23 protein-coding genes are annotated in these 24612 nt (G+C 68.2%); 13 read left to right on the forward strand and 10 right to left on the reverse strand.

Going from position 1 to position 24612, the window contains the following annotated elements; all coding sequences use genetic code 11:
- The first annotated feature begins 21 nt into the window (after positions 1 to 21).
- On the forward strand, positions 22 to 822 hold the full coding sequence (locus ACIBG5_RS32080) for an IclR family transcriptional regulator (protein WP_396395249.1): 801 nt from the start codon (positions 22 to 24) through the stop codon (positions 820 to 822).
- Here the strand turns inward: ACIBG5_RS32080 and ACIBG5_RS32085 are convergent.
- From ACIBG5_RS32085 to ACIBG5_RS32100, 4 genes are read right to left on the reverse strand one after another with little or no spacing between them, the layout of a single operon-like run.
- Positions 758 to 1402, reverse strand: coding sequence for a DUF624 domain-containing protein (locus ACIBG5_RS32085; RefSeq protein WP_396395250.1), 645 nt, complete (start codon positions 1400 to 1402; stop codon positions 758 to 760). The two genes, ACIBG5_RS32080 and ACIBG5_RS32085, sit on opposite strands and share 65 nt — an antisense overlap.
- 5 nt (positions 1403 to 1407) lie before the next feature.
- Positions 1408 to 2151 (reverse strand): SDR family NAD(P)-dependent oxidoreductase, encoded by a 744-nt coding sequence (locus tag ACIBG5_RS32090; protein ID WP_396395251.1) that lies wholly within the window; start codon positions 2149 to 2151, stop codon positions 1408 to 1410.
- Complete coding sequence (locus ACIBG5_RS32095) at positions 2148 to 3278, reverse strand: mandelate racemase/muconate lactonizing enzyme family protein (protein ID WP_396395253.1); 1131 nt, start codon at positions 3276 to 3278, stop codon at positions 2148 to 2150. The genes ACIBG5_RS32090 and ACIBG5_RS32095 overlap by 4 nt, the downstream gene beginning before the upstream one ends.
- On the reverse strand, positions 3278 to 4204 hold the full coding sequence (locus ACIBG5_RS32100) for a dihydrodipicolinate synthase family protein (RefSeq protein ID WP_396395254.1): 927 nt from the start codon (positions 4202 to 4204) through the stop codon (positions 3278 to 3280). The genes ACIBG5_RS32095 and ACIBG5_RS32100 overlap by 1 nt, the downstream gene beginning before the upstream one ends.
- Before the next feature lie 121 nt (positions 4205 to 4325).
- Here ACIBG5_RS32100 and ACIBG5_RS32105 point away from each other — a divergent pair, with 121 nt between their 5' ends.
- The 8 genes from ACIBG5_RS32105 to ACIBG5_RS32140 all read left to right on the forward strand — a co-directional run bounded on the left by ACIBG5_RS32105 (position 4326) and on the right by ACIBG5_RS32140 (position 11448).
- Positions 4326 to 5141: an IclR family transcriptional regulator gene (locus tag ACIBG5_RS32105; RefSeq protein ID WP_396395256.1), complete on the forward strand. Its 816-nt coding sequence runs from the start codon at positions 4326 to 4328 to the stop codon at positions 5139 to 5141.
- Entirely contained in the window at positions 5138 to 6586 is a 1449-nt protein-coding gene (locus tag ACIBG5_RS32110) for an ABC transporter substrate-binding protein (RefSeq protein WP_396395257.1), read from the forward strand. Before ACIBG5_RS32105 ends, ACIBG5_RS32110 begins: the two co-directional genes overlap by 4 nt.
- Before the next feature lie 4 nt (positions 6587 to 6590).
- Entirely contained in the window at positions 6591 to 7586 is a 996-nt protein-coding gene (locus ACIBG5_RS32115; RefSeq protein WP_396395258.1) for a carbohydrate ABC transporter permease, read from the forward strand.
- Positions 7583 to 8422, forward strand: coding sequence for a carbohydrate ABC transporter permease (locus ACIBG5_RS32120; RefSeq protein WP_396395259.1), 840 nt, complete (start codon positions 7583 to 7585; stop codon positions 8420 to 8422). Before ACIBG5_RS32115 ends, ACIBG5_RS32120 begins: the two co-directional genes overlap by 4 nt.
- On the forward strand, positions 8406 to 9269 hold the full coding sequence (locus ACIBG5_RS32125) for an SMP-30/gluconolactonase/LRE family protein (protein WP_396395260.1): 864 nt from the start codon (positions 8406 to 8408) through the stop codon (positions 9267 to 9269). Before ACIBG5_RS32120 ends, ACIBG5_RS32125 begins: the two co-directional genes overlap by 17 nt.
- Positions 9270 to 9273: 4 nt before the next feature.
- Positions 9274 to 10401 carry a mandelate racemase/muconate lactonizing enzyme family protein gene (locus ACIBG5_RS32130; protein ID WP_396395261.1) on the forward strand — a complete coding sequence of 376 codons (1128 nt, stop codon included), beginning with the start codon at positions 9274 to 9276 and terminating at the stop codon, positions 10399 to 10401.
- Positions 10398 to 11132 (forward strand): NAD-dependent epimerase/dehydratase family protein, encoded by a 735-nt coding sequence (locus ACIBG5_RS32135; RefSeq protein ID WP_396395262.1) that lies wholly within the window; start codon positions 10398 to 10400, stop codon positions 11130 to 11132. Before ACIBG5_RS32130 ends, ACIBG5_RS32135 begins: the two co-directional genes overlap by 4 nt.
- 94 nt (positions 11133 to 11226) lie before the next feature.
- Positions 11227 to 11448, forward strand: a complete 222-nt coding sequence (locus tag ACIBG5_RS32140; protein WP_396395263.1) for a hypothetical protein — start codon at positions 11227 to 11229, stop codon at positions 11446 to 11448.
- A gap of 3 nt (positions 11449 to 11451) precedes the next feature.
- Here ACIBG5_RS32140 and ACIBG5_RS32145 read toward each other — a convergent pair whose 3' ends face one another.
- From ACIBG5_RS32145 to ACIBG5_RS32155, 3 genes are all read right to left on the reverse strand, one after another.
- Positions 11452 to 12438: an NAD-dependent epimerase/dehydratase family protein gene (locus tag ACIBG5_RS32145; protein ID WP_396395264.1), complete on the reverse strand. Its 987-nt coding sequence runs from the start codon at positions 12436 to 12438 to the stop codon at positions 11452 to 11454.
- 12 nt (positions 12439 to 12450) lie between these two features.
- Complete coding sequence (locus ACIBG5_RS32150) at positions 12451 to 14562, reverse strand: hypothetical protein (RefSeq protein ID WP_396395265.1); 2112 nt, start codon at positions 14560 to 14562, stop codon at positions 12451 to 12453.
- A 66-nt stretch (positions 14563 to 14628) separates the two neighbouring features.
- Entirely contained in the window at positions 14629 to 16335 is a 1707-nt protein-coding gene (locus tag ACIBG5_RS32155; protein WP_396395266.1) for a histidine kinase, read from the reverse strand.
- Between the two features lie 160 nt (positions 16336 to 16495).
- Between ACIBG5_RS32155 and ACIBG5_RS32160 the strand changes: the two genes are divergently transcribed.
- Genes ACIBG5_RS32160 through ACIBG5_RS32175 form a run of 4 tightly spaced genes read left to right on the forward strand, consistent with a single transcriptional unit; the run spans position 16496 to position 20505 of the window.
- Complete coding sequence (locus tag ACIBG5_RS32160; RefSeq protein ID WP_396395267.1) at positions 16496 to 17953, forward strand: TRAP transporter substrate-binding protein; 1458 nt, start codon at positions 16496 to 16498, stop codon at positions 17951 to 17953.
- A gap of 25 nt (positions 17954 to 17978) precedes the next feature.
- Entirely contained in the window at positions 17979 to 18335 is a 357-nt protein-coding gene (locus ACIBG5_RS32165) for a response regulator (RefSeq protein WP_396395268.1), read from the forward strand.
- Complete coding sequence (locus ACIBG5_RS32170; RefSeq protein WP_396395269.1) at positions 18332 to 19858, forward strand: sensor histidine kinase; 1527 nt, start codon at positions 18332 to 18334, stop codon at positions 19856 to 19858. The genes ACIBG5_RS32165 and ACIBG5_RS32170 overlap by 4 nt, the downstream gene beginning before the upstream one ends.
- Positions 19855 to 20505, forward strand: coding sequence for a response regulator (locus tag ACIBG5_RS32175; protein ID WP_396395270.1), 651 nt, complete (start codon positions 19855 to 19857; stop codon positions 20503 to 20505). The genes ACIBG5_RS32170 and ACIBG5_RS32175 overlap by 4 nt, the downstream gene beginning before the upstream one ends.
- On the opposite strand, the gene ACIBG5_RS32180 is transcribed toward ACIBG5_RS32175, so the two are convergent.
- The 3 genes from ACIBG5_RS32180 to ACIBG5_RS32190 all read right to left on the reverse strand — a co-directional run bounded on the left by ACIBG5_RS32180 (position 20502) and on the right by ACIBG5_RS32190 (position 24263).
- Entirely contained in the window at positions 20502 to 22328 is a 1827-nt protein-coding gene (locus ACIBG5_RS32180; RefSeq protein WP_396395271.1) for a hypothetical protein, read from the reverse strand. The two genes, ACIBG5_RS32175 and ACIBG5_RS32180, sit on opposite strands and share 4 nt — an antisense overlap.
- Positions 22329 to 22467: 139 nt before the next feature.
- Entirely contained in the window at positions 22468 to 23469 is a 1002-nt protein-coding gene (locus ACIBG5_RS32185; protein WP_396395272.1) for a Gfo/Idh/MocA family protein, read from the reverse strand.
- Positions 23470 to 23495: 26 nt separating this feature from the next.
- Complete coding sequence (locus ACIBG5_RS32190) at positions 23496 to 24263, reverse strand: SDR family NAD(P)-dependent oxidoreductase (protein WP_396395273.1); 768 nt, start codon at positions 24261 to 24263, stop codon at positions 23496 to 23498.
- Between the last annotated feature and the right edge of the window lie 349 nt (positions 24264 to 24612).

Here is a 24612-nt window from a genome sequence, read left to right on the forward strand (position 1 = left end):
TTTTAGGGAGAGGGTGAACTCGTGGCACGAGCGATCGGCCGGGAAGCCGGACCAGGGACGCAGAGTGTCGAGCGCGCGCTCTCACTGCTGTCGGAGTTCACCGAGGCGCACCCACAACGGCGCGTCTCCGAGCTGGTCGAGGCGACCGGGCTGGGGCAGTCCACGGTCTCCCGGCTGGTCGGCGCGCTGGTGGCGCTGGGCTTCCTGGCGTACGACCAGCGCAGCGGGTTGTACGGCATCGGGCCGCGGGTGATCACGCTGGCCGGCATCGGGCTGAACGAGATGCCGGTGCACCAACAGTCCCGGCAGGTCGCGCAGAACCTGGCCGCCGATCTCGGCCTGGGTGCGAATGTGGCCGAGCGTCGTGGTTCCGAGCTCTTCTACCTCTGCCACTTCGAAGGCCGTGCGGCCGGACGTTCGTCGACCCTGGTCGGCCGAGGCGGTCCGCTCCACTCGACCGCGATGGGCAAGGCGCTGATCAGTGAGATGCCGCGGCCGGAGTGGGAGGAGCTCGTCGGCGAGAATCTGGCCCGCTACACCCCGCACACGGTGACCGACCACGACGCGCTGGAGCGGATCCTCCGCGAGGTTCGGGAGCGCGGCTACGCGACCGAGCTGGAGGAGCTCGCTTTCGGTCGGGCCTGCCTGGCCGCGCCGATCCGGGACCGGACCGGTGCGATCGTCGCGGCCCTGTCGGTCTCCGGCCCGCTGTCGGCGATGGACCTGCCGGCGCGCGAGGAGTCACTGGCCACGCAGGTCATCGAGCAGGCGGACCAGATCTCGTCGGGGCTTGGCTATCACGCGTCGGCCGCGGTGAGCTGACCCGGCGGACGACCCAGACGGCAACAGCCGCAGCCGTTGCCGGTGCGAGCACCAGTGCGCCAGGTACGACGTACCAGGCACCGGCAATCAGTACGACGAGTGCGGCGCCTCCCGCCAGCGGTAGGCCGGGCCTACGCCAGGTGAGGTGCATCGTGAGTAGCCACACCTCCTTCACCGGGCGCTGACCGGCCGAGACGGCAACGGCCGGCAGCAGCCAGACCGTCACCAGGTAGCCGAGTACGACGACTGAAACCGGGACAGCCCAGACTGTCTGCCGGGCCGCCACCAGATAGAACGCCAGGACAAAGACAGTGGCCAAGGGCAACCCGAGCATCAGTTGACCGCGGCCCAGCCACTGTCGCCAAGCCGACCAGAAGCGCAACCAGGGGTGTACCTCGCTGTCGTCCAGATAGGCTACCGCAACCTGATGGGCCGCGAGCGTGGCCGGAGCCACTCCGGCGATCACCAACCCGGCGGCAACCCCCAGCAGCCACAGCAGGGTCAGCAACGCCAACCGCAGCGGCCAATCGAGCAGGCGGTACAGCGGCCCGGCACGGCCAGTCAGCTCCACCTCGGGCATGTCGGCTACTCCTCCGAGGCCAAGCGGGCGCGTAGATCGGCGCGCCCGACCGCAGCGGGCGAGACGACTGACAGACCACCATCGACCGGCAGCACGACACCAGTGATGGCACTGGCCCGCGGACCGGCCAGAAACACGACCGCGTCCGCAACCTCTGACGGGAGGATCGTGCGACCGATCAGGTAGCCGGCCGCAGCATCGGGAAGATTGGCTCCACCAACCATTCCAGGCGCGACGGCATTGACTCGGACACTCCGGATGCCGTAGTCGACGGCCAGTTGCCGGACCAGGGCGTCCACTCCGCCCTTGGCCGCTGTGTACGCCGCTGCCCACGGAGCCGCGACCAGGGTGTTGACCGAGGAGACCGCCACGATGCTGGCCGAGTCGCTCTCGAACAAGTACGGCAGGGCCGCTCGCACCGGGAAGAAGAACGTGTCCAGCGTGTTCGACAGTGCGTCGACCCACTGCGCGTCCGAGGTCCGGTGCGCAGGCTGGAGTGGCATCCGCCCCGCGGCGGCGACCAGTACGTCGAGGCCGCCGAACTCCGCCGCGACCTGGTCGACCACCCCGGCCGCGGTGTCCGGATCCGAGCAGTCCGCGGCCAGGTGAAGCTCGAGGCCCTCGACCTTCTCATCCTCCAGGGAGGCTCCCGCGACCCGGTAGCCGTCCGCGACCAGTGCGGCGACGATCGCCGTACCGATCGGAGTGGTGGCCCCGATGACCAGGGCACGCCGGGTCGCGGGGCTCATGCGATACACGCCGCGCGGACGGCGTCCTCATCGACCTCGATCCCCAGGCCCGGGCCGGTCGGTACGGCGAACCCGAGCGGACCGGGCTCGATCGGGGTGACCAGGACCCGGTTCACCGGGCCGAACAGCGTGGGGTGGAACTCGTAGGCCAGCAGGTTCCCAACCGCGGCAGCCGCGTGGATGCTCGCGGTCAGGATGACGCCGAGTCCGGAGGAATGATGCGGCGCCAACGGCGTGAACCAGGTGTCCGCGACCGCCGCGAGGTCCATCAGTTCGGTGATGCCGGTGCGGCCCGCGTCGGGCTGCAGGATCGAGGCAGCAGCGGCCTGCAACCACGGGCGGAACTCCTGCCGGTGTCGCAGGCTCTCGCCGATCGCGACCGGCGTATCGATGCGTCGGGCAACTTCTGCGTGCCCCACGATGTCTTCGAAGCCGACCGGCGCCTCCAGGAACCAGCCACCCAGCTGATCCAGGCCACGCCCCAACCGGATCGCGTCCGCCACGCTGTAGACACCGTGGATGTCGACAGCGACCAAGAGGTCGTCGTGCACCGACCGCAGTGCTTCCACCGTCGCGAGGTCGGTGCGTACGCCGTACCCGAGCCCGACCTTCACCTGGCGGACGCCTTCGGCCACCCAGTCCAGTGCCTGAGCGACCCGCTCGCTGTCCTTCTTGCCCGGGAGCCCGGACACGTACGTCGGTACGACGTCGCGCTGTGCGCCACCGAGCAGTTGGTGCACGGGAAGCCCGCTGATCCTGCCGGCCAGGTCCCACAGGGCGACGTCGATTGCGGCGACCGCGTCTCCTTGGTGACCGCCGAGGTGGCCGCGCTCCCTCATCAGGGACCGCAGCGAGTTGACCAGTGGGCGGACTCGGGTCGGGTCGGCACCGAGAAGAGCCGGTTTGAGTAGCAGCTCGATGAGCTTGGCCGGCACCTCCGGGGAGACCGGCGCCAGCGCCTCGCCCCAGCCGACCGAGCCGTCGTCGGCGGTCAACTTGACCAGCAGTGCCTCCCGCGAGGAGGCGTAGATGCTCGGCCAGGGTGGTTTGGTGGAGTAGCTGCGCGGCGGAGAGTCCGGCTCGGAGAGGACGAGCGGGAAGACCTCGACCTCGGTGATCGTCGGCATCAGGGGATCCTCGTCAGCGCGGGGGTGGCCGGAAGGCCCAGCCGGTCGAGTATCGCAGTCAGACCGGCCCGGGTGCGGCTGTCCAGGTCGCGAGCCGGAGTACGGACGAACGCGCTCTCGATCAGGCCACGCCGTACCAGGACCTCCTTGTGCACGGCCCAGGCGATCCCCGGCTGCAATCCGAACACGAGCAGCGGAAGCAGCTGCTCGAACCTGGCCCGGGCGTCGTCGTGGCGGCCGGCGTACCAGTCGATGAAGATCGGCGCGAGCAGATCCGGCACCTCACACGCGGGCATCGTGCCGACAGCGCCGGCGGCCAGTTCGTCGAGCAGGAACTGCGCGTTCTGGCCGCCCATCACGACGAAGCCGGGCTCGTCGATCCGGTCCACCACCGCGGCCACCTTCGGCGCGGTCGGCGGAGCCTCCACCTTCACCGAGGTCACTCCGGGGAGCCTGCTCAGCTCCGCGATCTGCTGCGGCGACATCGCGACGCCGGTGGCTCCCGGCGCGTCCTGCACCATCACTTCCGGGCCGACCGCACCGACCGCGGCGTAGAACTCGGGCAGCTGGGCCGGACTCGGCGCCACCATGTACGGCGGAAGCACCATCACCACGTCGGCTCCGGCCGCCGCTGCCTCTGTCGCCTGCTCGACCGCCGTGACCGTCGAGGTCGCTGCTACTCCCGCGACCAGTGGCACCACACCGTGGACGATCTCCGCCACCGTCGTCGTCACGATCCGGCGCTCGGCCGTGGTGAGGGCGAAGGCCTCACTCGCCATGCCCAGTACGGCGACCGCTCGCACTCCGCCGGCCAGTTGGAACTCCGTCAGCCGGCGCAGCCCCGGCAGATCGAGGCTGCCGTCGGGCTGGAACGGCGTCGCCAGGATGGGCACCAGTCCTTCAACGGTGGGCTGCGTAGGCGGCATGGTCTTCTCCTCGACGTTCAGCATTCGACATCCGATCCATGCTTGACGGGATCCATCATGTGCGTAAGGCTGCCACATAGTGGATGAGGTCGTCCATCTTTCCCAGGTCAGGAGTCGCAGGGTGGGTCACGAGGCAGGGACGAACCAGAGCGTCGAGCGCGCCGTGGCTGTCCTTCGGGCGTTCGCGCGAACCAGCGCGCTGCGCGTCACCGAGGTCGCCAAGCTGGCCGGCCTGCGTCAGTCGACCGCGTCCCGGCTGCTCAGCACCCTCGAGCAGGCGGACTTCGTCGAGCGCGACACCGACGGCCTCTACCGCCTGGGTGCCGACCTGATCACCCTGGCCGGCGTCGCGGTGAACGGTCACCCCGTCCACCACGCCGCCCGGCAACCGGCCCAGTCCCTCGCGGCGAGCACCGGGCTCGGCGCCAACATCGCGGTCCGCCGTGGCGACGAGGCGTTCTACCTGTGCAACTTCGAGGGCAGGCTCGCACCGCGTTCGTTCGCCCTGACCGGGCGGCGCAACCCGTTGCACGCCACGGCGCTCGGCAAGTGCCTGCTGATCAGCCTGCCACCCGCCGTACGACGTGAGCTGCTCGGCGAGCTCGAGCGCTACACACCCCGCACCATCACCGAGCACGACGTACTGGACGCCGCGATCGACGAGGCCGTCTGGCAGGGGTACGCCACCGAGACCGAGGAACTGTCGCTCAGCAGGGCGTGCCTGGCGGCGCCGCTGCGCGACCGCACCGGTCAGGTGGTCGCCGCCCTGTCGTTGTCCGGTCCGTCGAGCGTGGTCGACCTGCCCACGCGCGAGCAGGAGCTGTCCCGCCTGCTGGTGGAGGCAGCCGATGCCATCAACTCACAGCTGGGTCATCACGGACCCACCGATCACCAGATTCCGGCGCCTGTGCGCCACGACCAACGGAGCCGATCATGAAGATCCGCCCTGCCCTCACCGTGCTCGTCGGCGCGGTGGCGCTCGCCTTGTCGGGGTGCAACCTCGTCGGCGGCAGCCCGGACGCCGGCAACGCCACCGGCAAGGTCACCGTGACCGTTGCCCTGGTCCCCGATCCACCGGGAGCCAGTGAGTTCTACCGCCAGCAGTTCGACGAGTTCGAGAAGGCCAATCCCGGGATCGCGGTGAAGGTGCTGGAGAACCCGTCCGACCAGCAGCTGAACGCGGTCGAGCTGATGTTCCAGCAGGGCAACGCGCCCGACATCTTCCGGGCCCAGGACGACGGCATGGACCGGATGGCAGCCCGGGGCTGGGTCGCCCCGCTGGACGAGTTCGTCACCCCGGACTTCCTCAAGCGCTTCCCGGCCGGAAGCATGGACCCGGCTACCTCGGGCCTGCACCGCGACGGCAAGCTGATGAGCCTGCCGCTGGTCTGGGGGCAGTGGTCGACCCTGCGGGTCTTCATCTACAACGAGGACCTGCTGAAGAAGTCTGGTTTCGACGGACCGCCGAAGACTTGGTCCGACTTGGAGAAGATGGCCACCAAGGTCACCGCCGACGGCAAGGGCAAGTACTTCGGTTATGCCCCCACCGCCGCGAAGGCGGTCGGCGTCGAGATGCTGGCCGGCACCGCGGTGCCGTACTCGGTGCCCGCGACCGGGATCGACTTCCGCACCGGCAAGCCCGCCACCTCGAGCCCCGGTCTGGTCGAAGCGGTCGAGCTGAATCGCCGGATGCAGGCGAACAAGGTGATGATGCCCGGCTGGGAGAGCTGGGACGGCAGCCGCGCGTTCAAGGAGTTCGCGGCCGGCCGACTCGCGATGTACCCGTCGGCGCCGTGGCACGTGGCCGAGATCCGCAAGCTGTCGCCGGAGATCAAGATGGGCGTCACCGGGATCCCGGTGCCGGACGCCGGACGTGGCGCCTACCAGCCGATCTCGCAGTCCTTCAGCCCGCTGTGGTCGATGTCGTCGAAGTCCGAGCACAAGGCCGAGGCATGGAAGGCGATGGACTTCCTCTCGTCGGAGTCCTTCCACAAGGCGTACTACGAGAAGTTCGGCACACTGACCGCACTGGAGAGTGCGTGGAAGTCCGAGGCGGAGAAGAACCCCGACCAGGCCGCGATCCTGAAGGTCGCCGCCGACGGGATGCGCCGGGTGCCGAGCCCGAAGCTGGCCACCCCGGGCGGCACCGCGGTGCTCGCCGCGCTGGCGGCCAAGCCGGACCTGAAGCACACCGACGCGGCCTTCAGCTCGATCATCAAGAACCAGCCGTTCGCACCGGCCGCCGCGAAGCTGGACCAGAACCTGCAGGCCTTCCTGGACCAGACGACCGCGAGCCTGAAGGCCAAGGGCCAGCAGGGATCGGCCAAGGATCTGACCTTCGCGACCTGGGATCCCTTGAAGGACTACACGCCGGGAGGCTGACGCGATGACGACGACCGAGACCGTCGAGCGAAAGCTCGACCAGGCCCCGGTCCGGCGCGGGCGCACCGGGCGCCCGCGCCGCGGGCCGGGCCGCGGGCCGGGCCGGTTCCGCAAGCACCTGTGGAGCTACCTGTTCCTGGTGCCGACGGTGCTGCTGTTCGGCGGCTTCACGATCTGGCCGCTGATCGCCAGTTGGGTGTACGCGTTCTTCGACTGGGACGGTGTCGGTACGCCGACCGCGTGGGTCGGGCTCTTGAACTTCTCCGAGGTGCTGGGCTCGGCCGCGTTCTGGCGGTCGTTCTGGCACTCGCTGCTGTTCTCGATGGCCGCGATCTTCGTCGAGATGCCGCTGGCGCTGGTGATGGCGATCCTGCTGAACAACACCTGGCTGCGGTTCCGCAACCTCTACCGGTTGGTGCTGTTCCTGCCCGTGGTCGCGACCACCGCGGTGATCGGCATCGTGATCGCGATCCTGCTCGACCCGGCCGGCGGCCTGGTGAACCAGGTGCTGCTGGACACCGGCCTGATCGATCAGCCGGTGAACTTCCTCGGCTCCACGTCGACCGCGCTGCCGACGCTGATGTCGATCGACGTGTGGAAAGGCTTCGGCATCACCTTGATCTATTGGCTCGCGGCGCTGCAGACGGTGCCGAAGGACCTGCAGGAGGCGGCGGCGATCGACGGCGCCGGCTTCTGGCGGTCGCTGCGGTTCGTCACGCTGCCGGTGGTGACGCCGATCGCGATCGTGATCCTGTTGCTGGTGTTCCAGCGCAGCCTGAGCACGTTCGACCTGGTCCGGGCGGTGACCGAGGGCGGGCCGGACTACGCCACTGACGTCGTACCGACCTATATCTACCGGTATGCGTTCGATCCACAGTTGCAAGCACCCCGGTACGGGTTCGCGTCGGCGGCGGGAGTGACCTTCGGCGTGCTCACCCTGGTCGTGGCGTTGCTGCAGACACCTTTCCTGAAGCGCCGGATGAGTGGGAGTGCGACATGACCGGCCGCTGGCGGCTGATTGCCCGGCGCAACATCTGGCATGTGGTGCTGGTGCCGCTGTGCCTGGTCTGGATCTATCCGTTCGTGTGGATGGTCTCGGCCGCGTTCAAGACGCCCCGGGAGATGCTCCTCGGCGGGCTGTCGCTGCTGCCCGACGACGCCACGCTGGACAACTTCAAGCGGGCCTGGACGACCGCGAAGTTCGGTACCTACACCGCGAACACGATCACGTACTCGATCGCCGTGGTGATCCTGGTGCTGCTGGTCGCGTCCACCGCGGGCTACGCGCTGGCCAGGCCCGGCCTGCCCGGCAAGAAGGTGATGGTCGGCGTATTGATCGCGACGATGTTCATCCCGCACGGCTACACGATCATCCCGACGTTCCTGCTGGTGAACGGGATCGGACTGGGCAACGGCCTGCTCGGGGCGGCGCTGGCGCAGGCCGGGCCTGCCCTCGTCGTACCCGTGCTGCTGTTCATGGGCTTCTTCAGTGGCATCCCCAAGGAGCTGGAGGAGGCGGCGCGGATGGATGGCGCGGGTTACCTGCGCACGTACTGGAAGGTGATGCTGCCGCTGGCGAAGCCGGTGGTCGGGACGGTCGCGCTGATGAACTTCATCGGTGCCTGGAACGCCTTCTTCATCCCGCTCGTCTTCACCCTCGGCAACCCGGAACTGCGCACGCTCGGCGTCGGCATGTACGGCTTCTACGGCCAGGACACGACCGACTGGACCGGTCTGGCCGCGGCCGCTTGTATCGGGGTACTGCCGATCGTGGTGGTGTTCCTGTTCCTGCAGCGCACCTTCGTGGAAGGCATCGCCGGTGCGGTCAAGAGCTGACCGGATCTCGTCGGCGGCGTACGTGCAAGGCGAGTCGCCCCGGCTGGATCCGCGCACCGGCGAGCTGGTCTGGGTGGACATCCTGGCCGGCAGGGTTCATCGGGGACGCCTGGAGGGCGGTTCGCTCACGGTGATGCGGGAGTACGAGATCGGCTCGCGCGTCGGCGTCGCCGTACCGGTGGACGAGGATGGTGGCGGGTGGGCGCTCACGGTGCAGGACGGGTTCGCGCATCTCGGTGAGGATGGCACCGTCACGCCGCTGGTCAGCGGGCTGACGTCCGGCCAGGATCAGATGAATGACGGGTGCTGCCACCCGGACGGCAGCTTCTGGGCCGGCTCGCAGGCGATTCCCCGCGATCCGCATGCCGCCCTCTTCCGCCTCGACCCCGACGGCTCGGTCAGTACGGCGCTGTCCGGACTGACGGTTGCCAACGGCATCGACTTCACCCCGGACGGTGAGACCGTGTACTTCGTGGACACGCTGCCGCATCGGCGGTTGGAGGCGATCGCCGTCCACGGTGCCGGGCTCGGCGAACGGCGTACGGTCGTCGAGGTCACCGGCGGCAACCCGGACGGGCTGGCGCTGGATGACGACGGATGCGTCTGGGTGGCGGTGTGGGACGCGAGCGAGGTACGTCGATACGCCCCGACCGGTGAGCTCCTGGCGACGATCGAGTTGCCGGTGCCGAGACCGACCGCAGTCTGCTTCCAGGGCAGCACTCTGGTGATCACCACCGCCTCGCTGGGCCTGGACGATCCGGCGCCTGGCAGCGGGTGCCTGTTCGCGGTCGATGCCGGTGTCAAGGGACCGCCGTCGCGTCCCTGGAGAGGTGCTGTGATGGGGTGAGGGTATGAAGATCGAGGAGATCGACCTGGTGGCGTTGCCGGCCGCCGACGACTGGCCGGCATTGGTGGCAGTGGTCAGGACCGACAACGGTCTGACCGGCCTCGGTGAGGTGGGTATGCGCGGCCGCGAGCGGGCCGCGGCAGGCTTGGTGGAGGACCTGCGCCCGCTGCTCGTCGGGGTCGACGCGACCAGGATCGAGCACATCTGGCAGCTGGGGTTCCGGTCGGTGTTCTTCCCCTCCGACCGCCACCACGCATCGGTGCTGGCCGGGATCGACATCGCGCTGTGGGACATCCGTGGGCAGTCGCTCGGCGTACCGGTGCACGAGCTGCTCGGCGGGCGGTCGCGGGACTACGTTCCGGCCTACGCACACGTGCGTGGTGGGTCGATGGACGACGTACTCAACCATGCCTCCGACCTGGCGGGTCAGGGGTGGAAGCATCTGCGGCTGACGGCGTGGGACCCGCAGGAGCCGGAGTACGACGCGCGTCGCGCGGTGCGCTGGTCGGTCGAGCTGATGCGGGAGTTGCGGGCCGGACTCGGGGAGGACGTCGAGTTGCTGATCGACGTACACACCCGGCTCGACCTGGCCGAGGCGGTGCAGCTGTGCCGCGAGCTCGAACCGTTGCGGCCGTTCTTCGTCGAGGACCCGCTGCGCAGTGAGCACCTGTCGGCGTACAAGTCGCTCCGGAGCCGGGTCGGCGTACCGATCGCGGCGGGGGAGCAGCTCTGCACGAAGTGGGAGTTCCGGCAGTTGGTCGAGGACGAGCTGATCGACCACGCCCGGATCGACCTCGGCCACACCGGGCTCACCGAGGGGCGCAAGATCGCGGCGCTGTGCGAGACGCACCACGTGCAGTTGGCGCTGCACAACTCGATCGGCGCGCTCTGTACGGCGGCGTCGACGCAGTTCAACACCGCGCTGCCGAATGTGAGCGTGCAGGAGCAGGCCCACCGCGCCACCGCGCCGCTGGGTGCCTTCACCTCCACGATCGTGGCCGAGCCAGGCCGCTTGACCGCGTCCGATGCCCCGGGCCTCGGCATCACCGCGGACCTGTCCCAGGCAAAGCCGCCCGAGACAGCCACCATCCCCCGCCTCCACCGCCCAGACGGCTCCGTCACAAACTGGTGAAACTCGTCGTCACCGGCGCTTCTGGCGGCGTCGGAACTCTGTTGCACCCCGTCCTGGTCGAGCATGCCATCCGGGTGGTCGACCAGCGTCCAGCTGCCGGCTGGGGCGAAATCCTCCTTGCCGATCTCGGCGACCCGGACGTTGCGGCCGCAGCGGTCGCAGGTGCTGATGCCGTCCTCCATCTGGCCGGCAATCCGCGGCCCGACGCGGCGTGGGATCAGTTGCTGCCGGCAAACATTGCGACGACTGCCGCGGTGCTGGACGCCGCCGCGGCGGCCCACGTCTCGCGGGTCGTCGTGGCCAGCTCGGTGCACGCGCTCGGCGGCTACCTCCAGCGGGCGGCCCGAGAACCGATCGATCCGCAGAGTGCTCCACTGCCGTGCTGCCGGTACGGCGCGAGCAAGGCCTTCGTCGAGGCGGCCGCGGCGGCGACCGCATACGGAAGTTCGACCTCGGTGGTGTGCCTGAGGCTCGGTGGTTGCCGGCCCGTGCCGCCGAACGCCGGCTATGCCCGGACCTGGATCGGCACGGACGACTTGCGCTCGCTGGTGCTGGCAGCGCTGACGGCCGATCTGCGGTACGGCGTCTTCGCCGGCATCTCGGCCAACGCGACCAGCCCGTTCGGCCCTGGTACGGCGGCGCGGGACCTCGGGTGGGTCCCGCGCCAGAACTCTGCGACGTACGGCGAGCTGCCGGAGGGCCCGTCGGGCGTGCTCTGTCCGCCCGGTTGACCTACACCGGGCGGAACACCACAAGCCGTCGGGGTACTTCATCGCCTTCTACCGAGCCGCCGACGGAGTTCGCTACTCCACCTCGACCGATCTGGTGAACTGGAACGCCTCGAAGCTGTTGGTTGCCGGTGACATCAATGTCACCAACCACCAGTCGGTGATCGACTTCGACGGCGACGACAACTTCGACCGCCTGTACGACGACGGCAAGTCGTACCTGTTCCTGCGGCATCAGTTGTCCGGCGGCCACTCCAGCCTGGTCCGGCAGAAGCTCTCCGTGGACAACTACCCGGCCGACACCCCGAGCGTCGGCTGACTCCTAGGGCGTGTAGCGGGCGATGAGGGTGTCCATTGCTTCGTCGATGGCGTGGTCGATGCGCTGCCGGGTCGGGTCCTCGTCGTGCCAGGCGACGATCTCGCGGGCTCCTGCTTCGAACGGGATGGTGGCGACGAAGTCTGGGACCACGCGGCGGAGTTTGGTCATGTCGAAGACCGCCGCGTGGGCCTTGTCGCCGAGGAGACCGTCGCCCCACCCGGGGTGTACGGCGGCGATGGCGTCGGAAGGAACGTGGACGATCTGCGCTGTCGTCCCGGCTGCGGCGGCGAGTGCGTGCGCGATCTGGTCCCAGGTCAGGACATCGTCGGAGGTGATCTGGAAAGCCTCGCCGAGGGTGCGCGGGTGGCCGAGCAGCGGGACGAATCCGCGGGCGAAGTCGCTGTGGTGTGTCAGCGTCCACAGCGAGGTGCCGTCACCGTGGACCACGACGGGTTGGCCGCGGCGCATGCGCTCGACGATCGTCCAGCCGCCGTCGAATGGGACCAGGGTGCGGTCGTACGTGTGTGAAGGCCGCACGATCGTGACCGGGAAGCCCTCGTCGCGGTACAGCGTGGTGAGGAGGTCCTCGCAGGCGATCTTGTTGCGCGAGTACTGCCAGAACGGGTTCCGCAACGGCGTCGACTCGGTGATCGGCAGCCGGGCCGGAGGCGTCTGGTACGCCGAGGCGGAGCTGATGAACACGTACTGGCCAACATGTCCGCGCAGCGCATCAGTGCGAGCGTTCACCTGATCCGGCGTGAACGCGACCCAGTCCACCACCACATCGAAGTCCTGACCGGCAATCTCCGCGAACGCCGCTGGATCATTCACATCAGCCGTGAGCTGCCGCACCTCCGGCGGCAGTGGCCGGACCGAGGTCTTCCCACGATTGACAACCGCGAGGTCAAGCCCCGCCCCAACCGCCCGCCACGAACACGCTGAGCTGATAATCCCAGTCCCACCGATAAACAAGACACGCAACGCAGCCATACGAACAACTCCTCAGAACGTGATTTCGATGTGGGTGCCGGTGGGGATGCCGGGATGGCGGAGCCACAGCACGCCATCCTCGGCGTCGTACTGCAGGTCGGTGCCGTCGGCTTGGACGGTGGTGGGCTCGGCGGGGACGCGTAGGGCGGTGGTGACCTGGACGCCGCTCGGGGCCTCGCAGGTGAAGTGGATGGTGGTCTTGTCTTGTTGCCAGTTGACGACTCGGCCGGCGGAGGCGAGGAGGGGTTCATCGTCGTAGGTGAGGTCGCGGAGCCAGGTGAGCTGGCCAGGGCCGAGCTCTCGTCGGCGGACGATGCCTAGTTGTGGGTCGAGCAGATCGAGGTATTTGCCCTCGACAACGTGCGAGCCGCCGGCCTCCTCGAGTACGGCGCCGATGAGGTACGGACCGCGCTGCACGGACAGCCAGTTGGTGGACTTCCAGGGGTGGCCGCCCCCTTCGGCCAACTCTCGGATCGCCGCGACCAGCTCGGCGGTGCGTTCCGGTGATTCGGTGAAGTCGGCCGGCCGGGTCGGAACGAACCGGACCCGGCCCTGACCGATCGGCTGCACGCCGTCGCCCTTGCGGTCCGCGCCGAGCGCCTCGGCCAGGTGGTCGGCGCAGGTGTCGTAGCGGGCGGTCCACCACGAGCGGATCTCGTGGTACGGGTCGGCACCGTCGCCGACGTACAGCAGGCTGCCGCCGCGGCTCACCCACCCGGCCAGCGCGTAATGGATGCCGGGGGCAAGCGGCTTCTGGAATTCGTAGCTGAGGACGAGTACGTCGACGTCGTCCAGTGCATCAGGAGTGTCGATCACGTTCTCCAGCTGGACCGGGCTGACCCGCTGCCCGTCGTACAGCGGTGGCAGCGCCAGGCCGTAGAAGTCGGAGAAATGCAGCTGCTCGCGGCCTTCGAGTGCCAGGGCGTCCTGCAGGCCGTCGTAGTGTCCGCTCTCACCGCCGGGCGCCCAGCGCTGGAACATGGCGGTGTCCGAGAGCGCGATCCCGATCCGCGGTCCTTCGCCGGCCCAGCGCACCTCAGGCTGGTCCAGGTCGCGCAGGCTGTTCATGGCGATCAGGTAGCTGGTGGCAGTGTCCGGCGGAATCGGCTGCCGCTCGGTGGATCCCTCGCGCAGGTACGGGCGGTTGAAGATCCGGTTGGGCCACGGCGCCACCTCGTACCGCGAGACGCCCGGGTGCAGCAGCGACGCGACGAGGGTGCGCTGGTAGTTGGCCAGGTAGTCCTCCCAGGTGCGGTCCGGGTGGTCCTCGATCGGGTCGTGCAGGAACCACATCCGCCGGTCGGTGCCGCGGGTGAGGTCCTGCGCGATGCCGTACTCCAGGTACGCCGTCTCGAAGGTGCGCTCGGCGACCTTCCCGGCGTATACGTTGGGGGTGCGGGAGGTCCCGGTCCACACCTGGGCGATGGCGCCGTCGATCGAGGGCAGCGTCCGCAGCCGTGATTCGGGGCTGATGATCTGCCATTGGGTGTAGTTCAGGAGGCTGTGCGTCGGGACGTAGAAGCGCACCTCGCGACCCTGCTGGAGGGCTTCGTCGCGCAGCACAGAGGTGACCCGGTCGAGGCTGCGGGAGAGCAGGTGCTGCTTGAGCTGGCCGGCGCGGAAGTGCGCTTCGGCGGTGCTGTGCGGTGCCTGCCACGGCTCACCGAAGTACGCCTGCCACTCCCGCTTGAAGGATTCCGAATAGCCGGCGCGGGCCCAGAACTCCGGCTCTTCGAGATGGATGCCTTCGACACCGAGCTCGATGATCGGGCGGAGTTTCTGCACCAGGTACTCGGTGAAGCCGAACGTCGGGACCATGTACGGGATATCGGTGCTGTGACCGTGCAGGATCGGCGACCCGTCGCCCGCGGCCTGAGCGTCGGCCCAGTGGTCGGAGCCGTCCCACCGCCCATCTAGGTAGTCCTGATAGTTGCCCCAGGAGATACCGGTCATCAGATGCACGCGATAACCGGCCTCGCGCCACCGCGCAATGCGCTCCGGCGTGCTGTCGTTGAGCCCGTAGACCATGACGAAATCGGTCCGCAGGTCAATCGATTGGTCGTACGCCGCCTGCTCCTGAAACCCGGTCGTTTCGCGGTCCTTGCCGGCGTTGCTGTTCGTCATACGCCCTTCCCGTTCCTCGACTACCTTCAACCCTGGCCGGTCAGGCACGCAGGCGCCACTGTGCTGTCAGGAACTGGACACCGGAAGGCGCAGGACGACGCGGGTCGTGCCGTCGGGACCTGGGGAAAGCTCCAGGCCGCCGTCGAGGGTGTTGATTCGGTCCGGGAGTTCGCCCAGGTCCAAGTGGTCGGCCTGGACCTGGAGGTCGAAGGTGAACCAGCCGTTGGTGACCGTGCCTGTTACCGAGGTGGTGGCCTGCCGGACGAGTTGGGCGGCGAGCAGGTAGACGGTTGTCTCGAGTACGTCGGGCAGTCGCTGCGCCGGAAGCTCATCGACGCGGAGGTCGAGGGTCTCGCTCAGCGCGCGAAGGGCGGCGGGCAGGCCGTCATCCTTGAGCATGACTGGAGACAGACCGTGCGCGAGAGTCCGGAGGTCCGCGATCGTCTCCCGGAGCTCGGTGTCCGCCGCATCGAGTTCGGTAGCGCCGGGCGGGAGACGGGTCCGGGCGAGCCGCAGCGCCAGCGACAGTCCGATCAGACGTTGCTGGGCGCCGTCGTGAAGGTCTCGTTCGAGGCGCCGGCGTTCTTCGTCGCCTGCGGCAACGACCCGTGCGCCGGACGAGCGCACCTCGGCCAGCTGTGCGAGGGCCTCGGCGTGCAGCCGCTCGTTCTCAAGTCCCAGATGGACGGCGGACGCCAGATCGCTGACCGCACCGGGATGATCGAAGAGGCCAGGCTGGTGCACGAGTACGGCGAGATCCGCCCCGGCGTACCTCAGTGTCGTTGATCGTCGATCGCCCGCCGGCGGCAGTTCGACCTCGCGTGCCATCGCGTCGACATGGCGACTGCCGTCGTCGATCGGGTAGGCGATGAGGAGGCCCGGGTCGCCGAGACGCTCGGCCAGAGCATCCCGCAATCGACCGGCCGGCGCTGCGTGCCCCAGGTCGACCACCAGTCGAGTCAACGCGCGTTGGATCAGCCGTGCCCTGGCCAGGTCGACCAGGACGGCGACGGCCAGCAGGAAGAGCGCCACCCCCTGCGCGAGCCAGAGATCGTGTTCGGTGTCACTCGCTCCTACGAAGCCGCGCCCGAGGCTGGTGGCGTACATGCCGGCGACCAGGGCGAGGTAGCCGAGCGCGCATGTTGACACCAGCACGATCGCTCGTCGCCCGGCCGTACTGGCTTTGACCACGCGCCACATGACGGTCAGGAAGGCGATGACGGCCCATGCAGTTCCTGCTCGTACGCCGAGCAGGTCGACCACTGTCTGAGTATCCGGCCGATCGGCGACGACCCAGAGGTTCGAAGCACAGTCCGAGCACCCCTGCGATCCGGGATCGAAGACCATCGCGCTCGCCAGTCCCTGGATGCCGATCGTGACTACGTAGCCCAGTGCGACGACGGTCCGGTTCGTCCAGGTACGGAGGTGACCGTACGGGTACGCCAGGGCGACATGAGTCACCACGGCGGGCAATGCGGCGTACAGGGCGAGTCCGGTCGAGAAGACCCAACTTGAGGAGCCTCCCGGGTTGTCCCATTCGGACAGGAACCACGCACACCCGGCGAGGTAGAGGCCGAGGGCTGCCTGGTTCCGCGGTCGCTTGAGCGACAGGGCGAGTCCGGCAACCATCAGGCTCCAGCCGGTGACGAGCAGGGTTGTCGTGCCAAGGGTCGAGGTCAGCGCGAAGGACAAGCCGGGATCCTCGTGCGCGATCGACACGGTGAACAGACCGATCGTCACTCCCAAACCGACCAGCACAAGCCGAACGGGCATACGCTGAGTGTTCCAACACATCGAGTAATTGTCTGCCGTTGAATGCGGCAACGGGACAGGGCTTCCCCTCGTACTGGCGGCGCGGGACTCAGGGCCAGCCCTGATGTGGGGGGCATACGCGGTGCCTAGCGTGAGCGGCATCGATCGGGGGAGGTGCTCGATGCACACGACGAAGCTTCGGGGATGGGCGACGGTCGCCGTCGTGGCAGGACTGATCCTGGCCGGAACCGCGTGCCGGGGGCCGGCTCGGGATCGCGCCGGCGGCAACGCGGACGGAAAGACTCGCGTACTCACCTTCGCGCAGCCCAACGACGAGGCTCCGGTTCAGCTGAAGGCATGGGCCGGGAATGTGGATCGGCGGTCGGGCGGATCACTGCGGATCGAGTTCAAGAACTCCTGGCGCGACAGCGAGGCGGATTACGAGTCCGGAACCGTGCGGGACGTTCAGGAACGCAAGGTCGACATGGCATGGGTCGGCGCCCGGGTGCTGGACAAGGCCGGTGTCACGAGCTTCCAGGCCCTGCTGGCACCGATGCTGGTGGACAGCTACGACCTCGAGGAGAAGGTGTTCGAGGCCGGCATTCCGGCGCAGATGCTGCAAGGTCTCGATGCGATCGATGTCGTCGGTATCGGCGTGCTCCCAGGGCCGCTTCGTCGAGTGCTCGGCGTACGCAAGCCGCTGGTGACTCCCGAGGCGTTCGCCGGAACCACCGTTGCCATCCAGGACTCCGCCCTTGCTGCGACCACTCTCCATGCCTGGGGAGCAGAGTCGAGGGCGGTTCCGAGCGGAGCCGAGCTCGACGGAGTCGACGGCTACGAACAGCAGTTGGACTCGATCCTGGGCAACCATTACGCCGCGACGGCTCGCTACGTGACGGCCAACGTGAATCTGTGGCCGAGACCCCTGGTGCTGTTGATGGGCGAGGATGCCGACAAGGCGCTCGACGACAGTCAGCGCAAGACGCTGCGTGATGCGGTGGACGATGTGCTGCCGCCGACGTTCGGCGCGTTGCGGGCCGAGGACGGGACGGCCACTTCCGGCCTGTGTCAGGCCGGAATGACCTTCACGGTTGCTTCGGCCGAGAATCTCAGGGATCTCCGCAGGACGTTGCAGCCGGTCTACGACCAGCTCGGCACGAACGACAAGACCAGCGCCTGGCTTGCCGCGATCGAGGAGCTGAAGGCGGCGGTTGCCGCCGGTCCGGACCTGGCGACGTGTTCTGGGACCGGTAGTGCGACCGGACCTCAGACCGTCCTGGACGGTACCTACCAGCAGAAGCTGGTGGACGGTGTGGTGGTGGCGGCGTGTACCGGCACGGCACCGCCCAGATCGCCGAATGACGAAGCCACTCTCGAGTTGGTGCTGAAGAACGGAGTCGTGACTCAATACGAGCGTCGCGGTGGTCCAGGCGCTCCCTGGGAGATCGGGTGGGCGGGCACGTTCCGCCTCTTCCGCGACCAGATCCAACTGATCCAGGAGTCGACGAACGGCGACCGTCTGACGGCGACCTGGTCCTTCAACGGCACACGCCTGACGCTGACCCACCTGACCGGCGGCCGGTGTGGTGACAACGCCGTCTGGACAACTCATGCCTGGGTCCGTGTCACTGACAGGTAGCGGCTCCGCCCAGGAGCATGACCCCATGAGCCGCACGTTGCTGATCGTGGATGATCACGCCGGCTTCCGTTCATTCGCCAGGGCTCTGCTGGAGGCGGAGGGATACCACGTGATCGGCGAGGCCGAGGACGGCACATCCGCGGTCGCGGCGGCCCGTGCCCTCGCCCCGGATCTCGTCCTGCTCGATGTGGCGCTCCCGGACATCGACGGATTCCTGGTGTGCGAGCAGATCATGCAGGACGGGCAGCCACCGCCGGCTGTCATTCTGACCTCGAGCCGCGACATCTCGTCGTACCGGGAGCGGCTCGGCAAGAGCAAGGCCCGCGGGTTCATCGCCAAGAACGACCTCTCGGGCACAGCCCTCGATGCACTGGCGGGATGAGCAGAGTGGGAGGCAGTACGGTCACGGTTCTCGCCGACTCAACCGTCGGGCTGATTCTTCTGGGCTGCGGACTGTTCGCGCGTAGGTCGAGGACCGGCCGGCGGGTCGGTGTGATCATGATCGCGGCCGCCGGATGCTGGTTCCTCGGGACGTTTGTCGCCCCGTTCCTCTTCCTGCATCGCGGGCCGCTGGTCCACCTGCACATCTCCTATCCGACCGGCCGTCTTCGCCGCCCGATCGCCACGATCACCGTCATGCTCGCGTACGCCGTGTCGCTGCTCGAGGCGGTCGTCCGTACCCCCTGGCTGACGCTCGGTCTGGCCGTTCTCGTCGCCGCCGCGGCCGTGGACGTGTTCGCGCGAACCTCTGGTCGCGCACGCAAAGCAGGCTGGCCGGCGTTGATCGCAGCGCTGACCTTCGCCGCCGTCCTGGCCTTCAGCTGTGCCAACCTGCTGCTCGGCTGGGAGGCCGACCGGTTGGTCCTGTTCGTCTACGACACCACGATCGCGGTACTGGCGCTGGTACTCACGGCCGACCTGCGATCGGGCCGGTGGACCGATGCGACCCTGTCGGATCTGGTGACCCAACTCGGCGGAGGCACCGGCACCGGCGGCTTGCGGGGGGAGTTGCAGCAAGCGCTGGGCGATCCGACCCTTGTAGTCGGCTACTGGGTGCCGGACCAGGCGCAGTACGTCGACGAACGCGGCGTACCCCTGGCCTTGCCCGATGCCGAGGACGGTCGGTCGACGACGACGGTCACCGACGGCGGCGAGCCGGTCGCCGTACTTGTCCACGACAACGCGGTTCTGGACGACCACAAGCTCGTGGATGGGGTCAGTGCAGCTCTCAACCTCGCCGTCGCGAATGCGAGGATGCGTGCCGAGGTGCAAGCCCGAGTGAGTGCACTCGCCGCGTCCCGTCGGCGGATCGTGGAGGCTGCCGATGCCCAACGGCGTGCCCTCGAGGCAGAGTTGGCATTGGGTGCCGAACGCCGCCTGGGGCAGGTGGCGCGGCTGGTCGCCGACGTCCAGCGTGGGTCTTCCGCAGATGGTCTGGCGGAGGTGGTGGCCGAGGTGCGTGGCGCACAGACGGAGCTCCGCGAGTTCGCGCAGGGAGTGCGGCCGTCGCCCCTCGGATCCGGCGGCCTCGCGGCAGCACTACCTGTGTTGGCTGCTCGAGCCCCGCTGCAGGTCGAGCTGGCCGTTTCGGTCGGTCGCCTTCCGCCGGCCGTCGAGGCGGCCCTGTTCTTCGTGTGTTCGGAAGCCCTGACCAATATCGCCAAGCACGCGAACGCCACTCGCGTCCAGGTGAGCGTCGAGCCCGATCCGGTCGGCGTCGTCACCACCGTGGTCGACGACGGGGTGGGCGGTGCCGACCCGCGTGGTTCAGGCCTGCGCGGACTGGCGGACCGTGTCGAGGCTCTCAACGGACACTTCTCCGTAGGCGACGGTCCCGGCGGAGGCACGCTGGTGGTGGCGCGGATTCCGGTCGAAGATGATCTGGACGGGAGGAGGATCGCGTGAAGGTCGTTGTCGCTGACGACTCGATGCTCATGCGGGAAGGACTGGCCCGCCTGCTGTCCGATGCCGGGTGTGACGTCGTCGGGACGGCCGAGAACGCCGACGTGTTGATGCGAGAGGTCCAGTTGACCGCTCCGGATGTGGTGATCGTCGACATCAAGATGCCGCCGACCCACACCGACGAGGGCATCGCCGCCGCACGCCGGCTCAGAGAACAGCATCCGGGCCTCGGCGTCCTCGTGCTCTCCCATTACCTCGAGTCGGAGTACGCCATGCGGTTGCTCACCGACGCTCCGGATCACGTCGGCTACCTCCTCAAGGAACGCGTGTCCGACGTCGCGGTCCTCGTGGACGCGCTGAACCGTCTGATCGAGGGCGAGTGCGTGATCGACCCGACCATCGTCACCCGGTTGATGCGCCGGCCGCAGCGCCGACAGCCGCTGGATGCGTTGACCGCTCGCGAACGAGAGGTGCTCGGCCTGATGGCCGAGGGTCGTTCGAACGACGCCGTCGCATCGCAGCTGGCCATCGGCCCCAAGACGGTCGAAGCACACATCCGGCAGATCATGCAGAAACTCGAGCTGCCCGAGTCACATGACGACAACCGGCGCGTACTAGCGGTCCTGTCCTATCTGCGATCCGCGCCCTAAGTGAGTCGGCGGGCGTGGGGTATGGCGACCTTGTCGTGCGGGGAGAGGAGCCACAGGGGGTTGCTGAAGCCGATGAGAGTGTTGTCGGCGTCGTACACCTCCAAGCGGAGGTAGCTGCCGATGCCGCGTTCGAGGGTGAACGTGGTGGAGTCGTGGGTGAAGGCGTCGGCGGGTACGGCGTACTTCTCGATGGACGGCGTACTTGCGCCGGAACGGTCGCAGAGGCCGACGACGACCTGCACTGTCGAGCCTGCGGGCAGATTCTGCGCGATGACTTCGACGGGGATCGCGGCCGCCGTGGTCTGGATGACCCGGCCCATCGCACGGCGGCCGCGGATGGCGAGGTCGAGCCGCCCTGTCGGCCAGAGGCTCTGATGGAACCACCAGGCCTGCCCGGACCGGAGTGCCGCGATGAGGTCCCTCGCCTCCTTCGACGGTGACCAGACCGAGGTCGTGTACAGGTGGGACTTACCGCCCCAGTTCCGTCCGGCGTGGTCGTCGACCTGACTGGTCGCGGTCAGGAAGATCGCGTTGCGCGCGGCCGCGTCGTACTGGTTGATCCGGTCGTGGATTACGTCGAAGTCGCCATCGGCGTTGGCCACCTCGGTCAGATCGGTTCCGAGCGCCCGGGTCTGCACGAACTCGGCCGGCTTGATGTCCGGGTGGTTGTACTGGACGATCGCGCCGCGCTCCTGGTACCAGCGCACGACCTTCTCGGTACCTTCCACGGAGCCGTCGAGCTTGGGTGCCTTGCCCTGGTCCGGGTACGGGTACAGCTCGAAGTTCTCCATGAAGACGTTCAGATGCCGGACCATCGACACCTCGGCCGCCAGCAACTGCTTCACGTTCGGGTACTGCTTCGCGTAGGCCTTCATCAGCTTCTGCTGGGTCTTGACCGGCCACCGCAACGGGTCACGGGTGCGGATGATCCGGAGGTGGTCGAAGACAGCCTGCGCGGTCGCGTTGTTGCGGGCGCGAACGCCGTACCGCAGCCGCGCCAGTCCGGAGTCCTCGGCGATCAGGTCCGGCCAGAACGCCTTGATGTCGTCGAGCAGACGCATCGTGAGGGTCTGCCAGCCGTCCTTCACCGGCACCGACACGACGCCGGTCAGCGGCTTCTCGAGCACCCGGGCGCTCGTCGTACCGACGCGGTACTCCAGGACGTAGACACCCGCCGGCCGGCCGTTGATCTCGGGCCGGTACGACGTCTCCACCTGTACGACGAGCTCGGCGTCGGGCCCGATCTGCTCACCGAGTACGTCGATGGTGAGCGTCGTGTCGGAGATGTTCGTCGAGAAGAAGCTGTTGCCGGGGTCGCCCCACAGGTACGACACACCCCAGTCCGCCGCCGTCCCGGTCGCCTTGACGCGCAACGCCTTGCCGTCCTCGTCCGGGCTGTGCGGATCGTCGATGAACGCATGCGCCGTACCGCCGACCGTGCCTTCGTTCTGGACCGACCACGCCAGGTCGCCGTCCTCGTCCGTACCGTCGAAGGCGATGCCGTCGTAGTAGCCGTACGCCTCCATCCGCCAGTCGTGATCGGTCCACCAGACCACGTCGATGTTGTTCTTCGTCGCCTGCTCCAACTGCGAAAGCATGCTGGCGCCGCCGCCACCTGCGGCGTAACTGCCGCCCTCGCTGAAGCACGAGTGCGTGTGCAGCACCATGCTCACCGGCTTGAACGTCGGCGCCGCTGGTTGCGTGGTCTCGGCCGCCACGGCGGGTAGCTCCACACCGCCGACAGCTGCGGCGATGCCGGCACCCAGGCCGGTTGCCAAGCCGGTTGCCAGGACGCGTCGGCGCGATAGGTCTCCTGCAGACATGCAGATTCCTTCCTCATCAGGCGATTGCCGTTCGAGGCTATGGACCTGCTGCCGGGCACGGGAACACTCAGGCAATCGAATTCCCCGAGGCGCGGGACAACGTTCACCAACGCCACGGACACCCTTCACGTTTGAAAGGTCAGTGGCTGAGGTTCACGCTCTGTCCGGTGGTGATCGACTGCTCGATCGCGCAGATGATCTCCGTGACCAGTACGCCGTGGTCGATGCCCGGCCCGAGGTCGCCGCCGTCGACGAGTCCCGCCGCGAAGTCCTGAACCATCCACACGGCGGGGCCGACCTGTGATCGGCCGATCCGGCCGGAGACCGGCCACGCCGACCGGTACTTGTCGCTCACCACGGTGAGACCCTGATGCGACAGATCCGCGGTCACCGACCCCTCGGTGCCGATCACCTGGAACCGGAAGTCGACGATGCCGTCACCGGCATCCGGGAGCGTCCACGCCGACGAGAGCGTCGCGGTCGATCCGTCGTCGAAGGTGAGCAGCGCATGGACGACGTCCCAGGTGTCGATGCCGCGCTTGGCGAGGACACCACGCGATCCCACCGCGCTCACCGACACGGGCTTGCTGCCGGTGAGCCACAGGACGAGGTCGACGGTGTGCGGCATGAGAAACCAGGCCGGCGAGGACTGAGCCGCCCACGACAGCATGGTGGTCGGAACGAAGAAGGAGTTGCTCAGGGTGGCTGATGCCGTGATCGGTTCGCCGACGGACGCCATCGCCGCTTTGGCCTGCACCACGTGCGGGTTCCAGCGGTTCTCGAAGCCGACGAGGCATCGAACGCCCGCGCGGTGAACCGCCGCGGCAATGGCATGGGCATCGTCCGAGGTGGTGGCGACCGGCTTCTCGATCAGCAGGTGCTTACCGGCTTCAGCCACGTCAACGGCGATCTGGCGGTGGGCGAAGTCAGGGGTCGCCACGATCACGGCGTCCGGATCGAACTTCTCGAGCAGCTCGGAGTGCGACGCGGTGACGGGCAGGCCGGTGGCGTCCCGCGCGTCCTCGGCCACCTTGGCCGAGGGTTCCGCGAGGCCGACGATGGTGACGTCCGGCTGAGCCTGCAGAGCCTCGGCGAACAGCCTCCCGCGCAGCCCGGCGCCGACGATGCCAATGGTTACCATGAGCGACCCTTCCGGGAACGAGTGGATCAGAACAGGGTGAAGCCGCCGTCGACCTTCACGATCGAGCCGGTCATGAAGCTGGACGCGTCGCTGGCCAGGAAGATTGCCACCGGCCCCAACTCCGGCGGCAGCCCGTAGCGCTTCATGGCAGCGGGATCGACGCACCACTGTTTGAACTCCGGCTGGTCGACGGGCGACATCTCGGTGAGGAAGTACCCCGGCGCCATCGCGTTCACGCGGATCCCGTGCGGAGCCCACTCGGCCGCCAACGCCTTGGTCAACTGATGGACGGCGGCCTTGGACGAGAGGTACGACGCCTGCCAGCGGGGCTGGTTGACGATCTCGGCCGACATGGAACCGACGTTGACGATCGTGCCTCCGCCTCGCTCCGCCATCCGGCGCCCGACCGCACGACTGCAGTACCAGATCCCGTCGACGTTGACGGAGAACACCTCATGCCAGGCGGAATCGGGCGTCTCGAAGGCCCGCCCGGCGACGCCGATGCCGGCGTTGTTGAGCAGTACGTCGATCTCGCCGAACTCGGTGCTCACCTGCTCGACCGCGCGTTCGACGTCGTCGACATCGGACACCTCGAGCTGTACGCCGTACGCGCGAATGTCGAGCTCGCTCAACTCGTCGGCGGCGGCTTGGGCCGAGGCGAGAGTTCGTGCTGTCACCGCTACCGAGGCACCGGCATCGCCGAGTGCTTCGGCCATCGCGCGTCCAAGGCCCCGGCTGCCGCCGGTGACGAGAGCGACCTTGCCCTCGAGTGAGAACTTCTGCAGGGCGTTCATGGTGTCCCTTCGGGTGATCCGACGGCTGCTGGCCTATATCTTCCACCGAAACGCGCCTGAGCTTCTCGAGGAGGGACAAGTCTCGCCCCTGGGGGGTGATGCCGCGGACGCCGTACGACGCGACGATGGTGACCCTGCGAGACAGAGGGGGAGCACGATGTCGTCGGTGCGCGTGATGCGACTGGTCGTTCTGGCCGTGGTGGCCCTCGTTCTCGGCTCGTGCGGCGGCGGCGGTGACTCCGTCGGCACCCCGACTGTCGCGCCTTCGCGCTCAGCAGGCGAGCGGCCGGAAGGGACGGCGTCGGTTCCCAGCCCGACGCGGTCAGCGGGCCGTGCGGAAACCACCGCT

It is taken from the genome of Kribbella sp. NPDC050241, from assembly GCF_044459685.1.
Lineage (GTDB): Bacteria > Actinomycetota > Actinomycetes > Propionibacteriales > Kribbellaceae > Kribbella.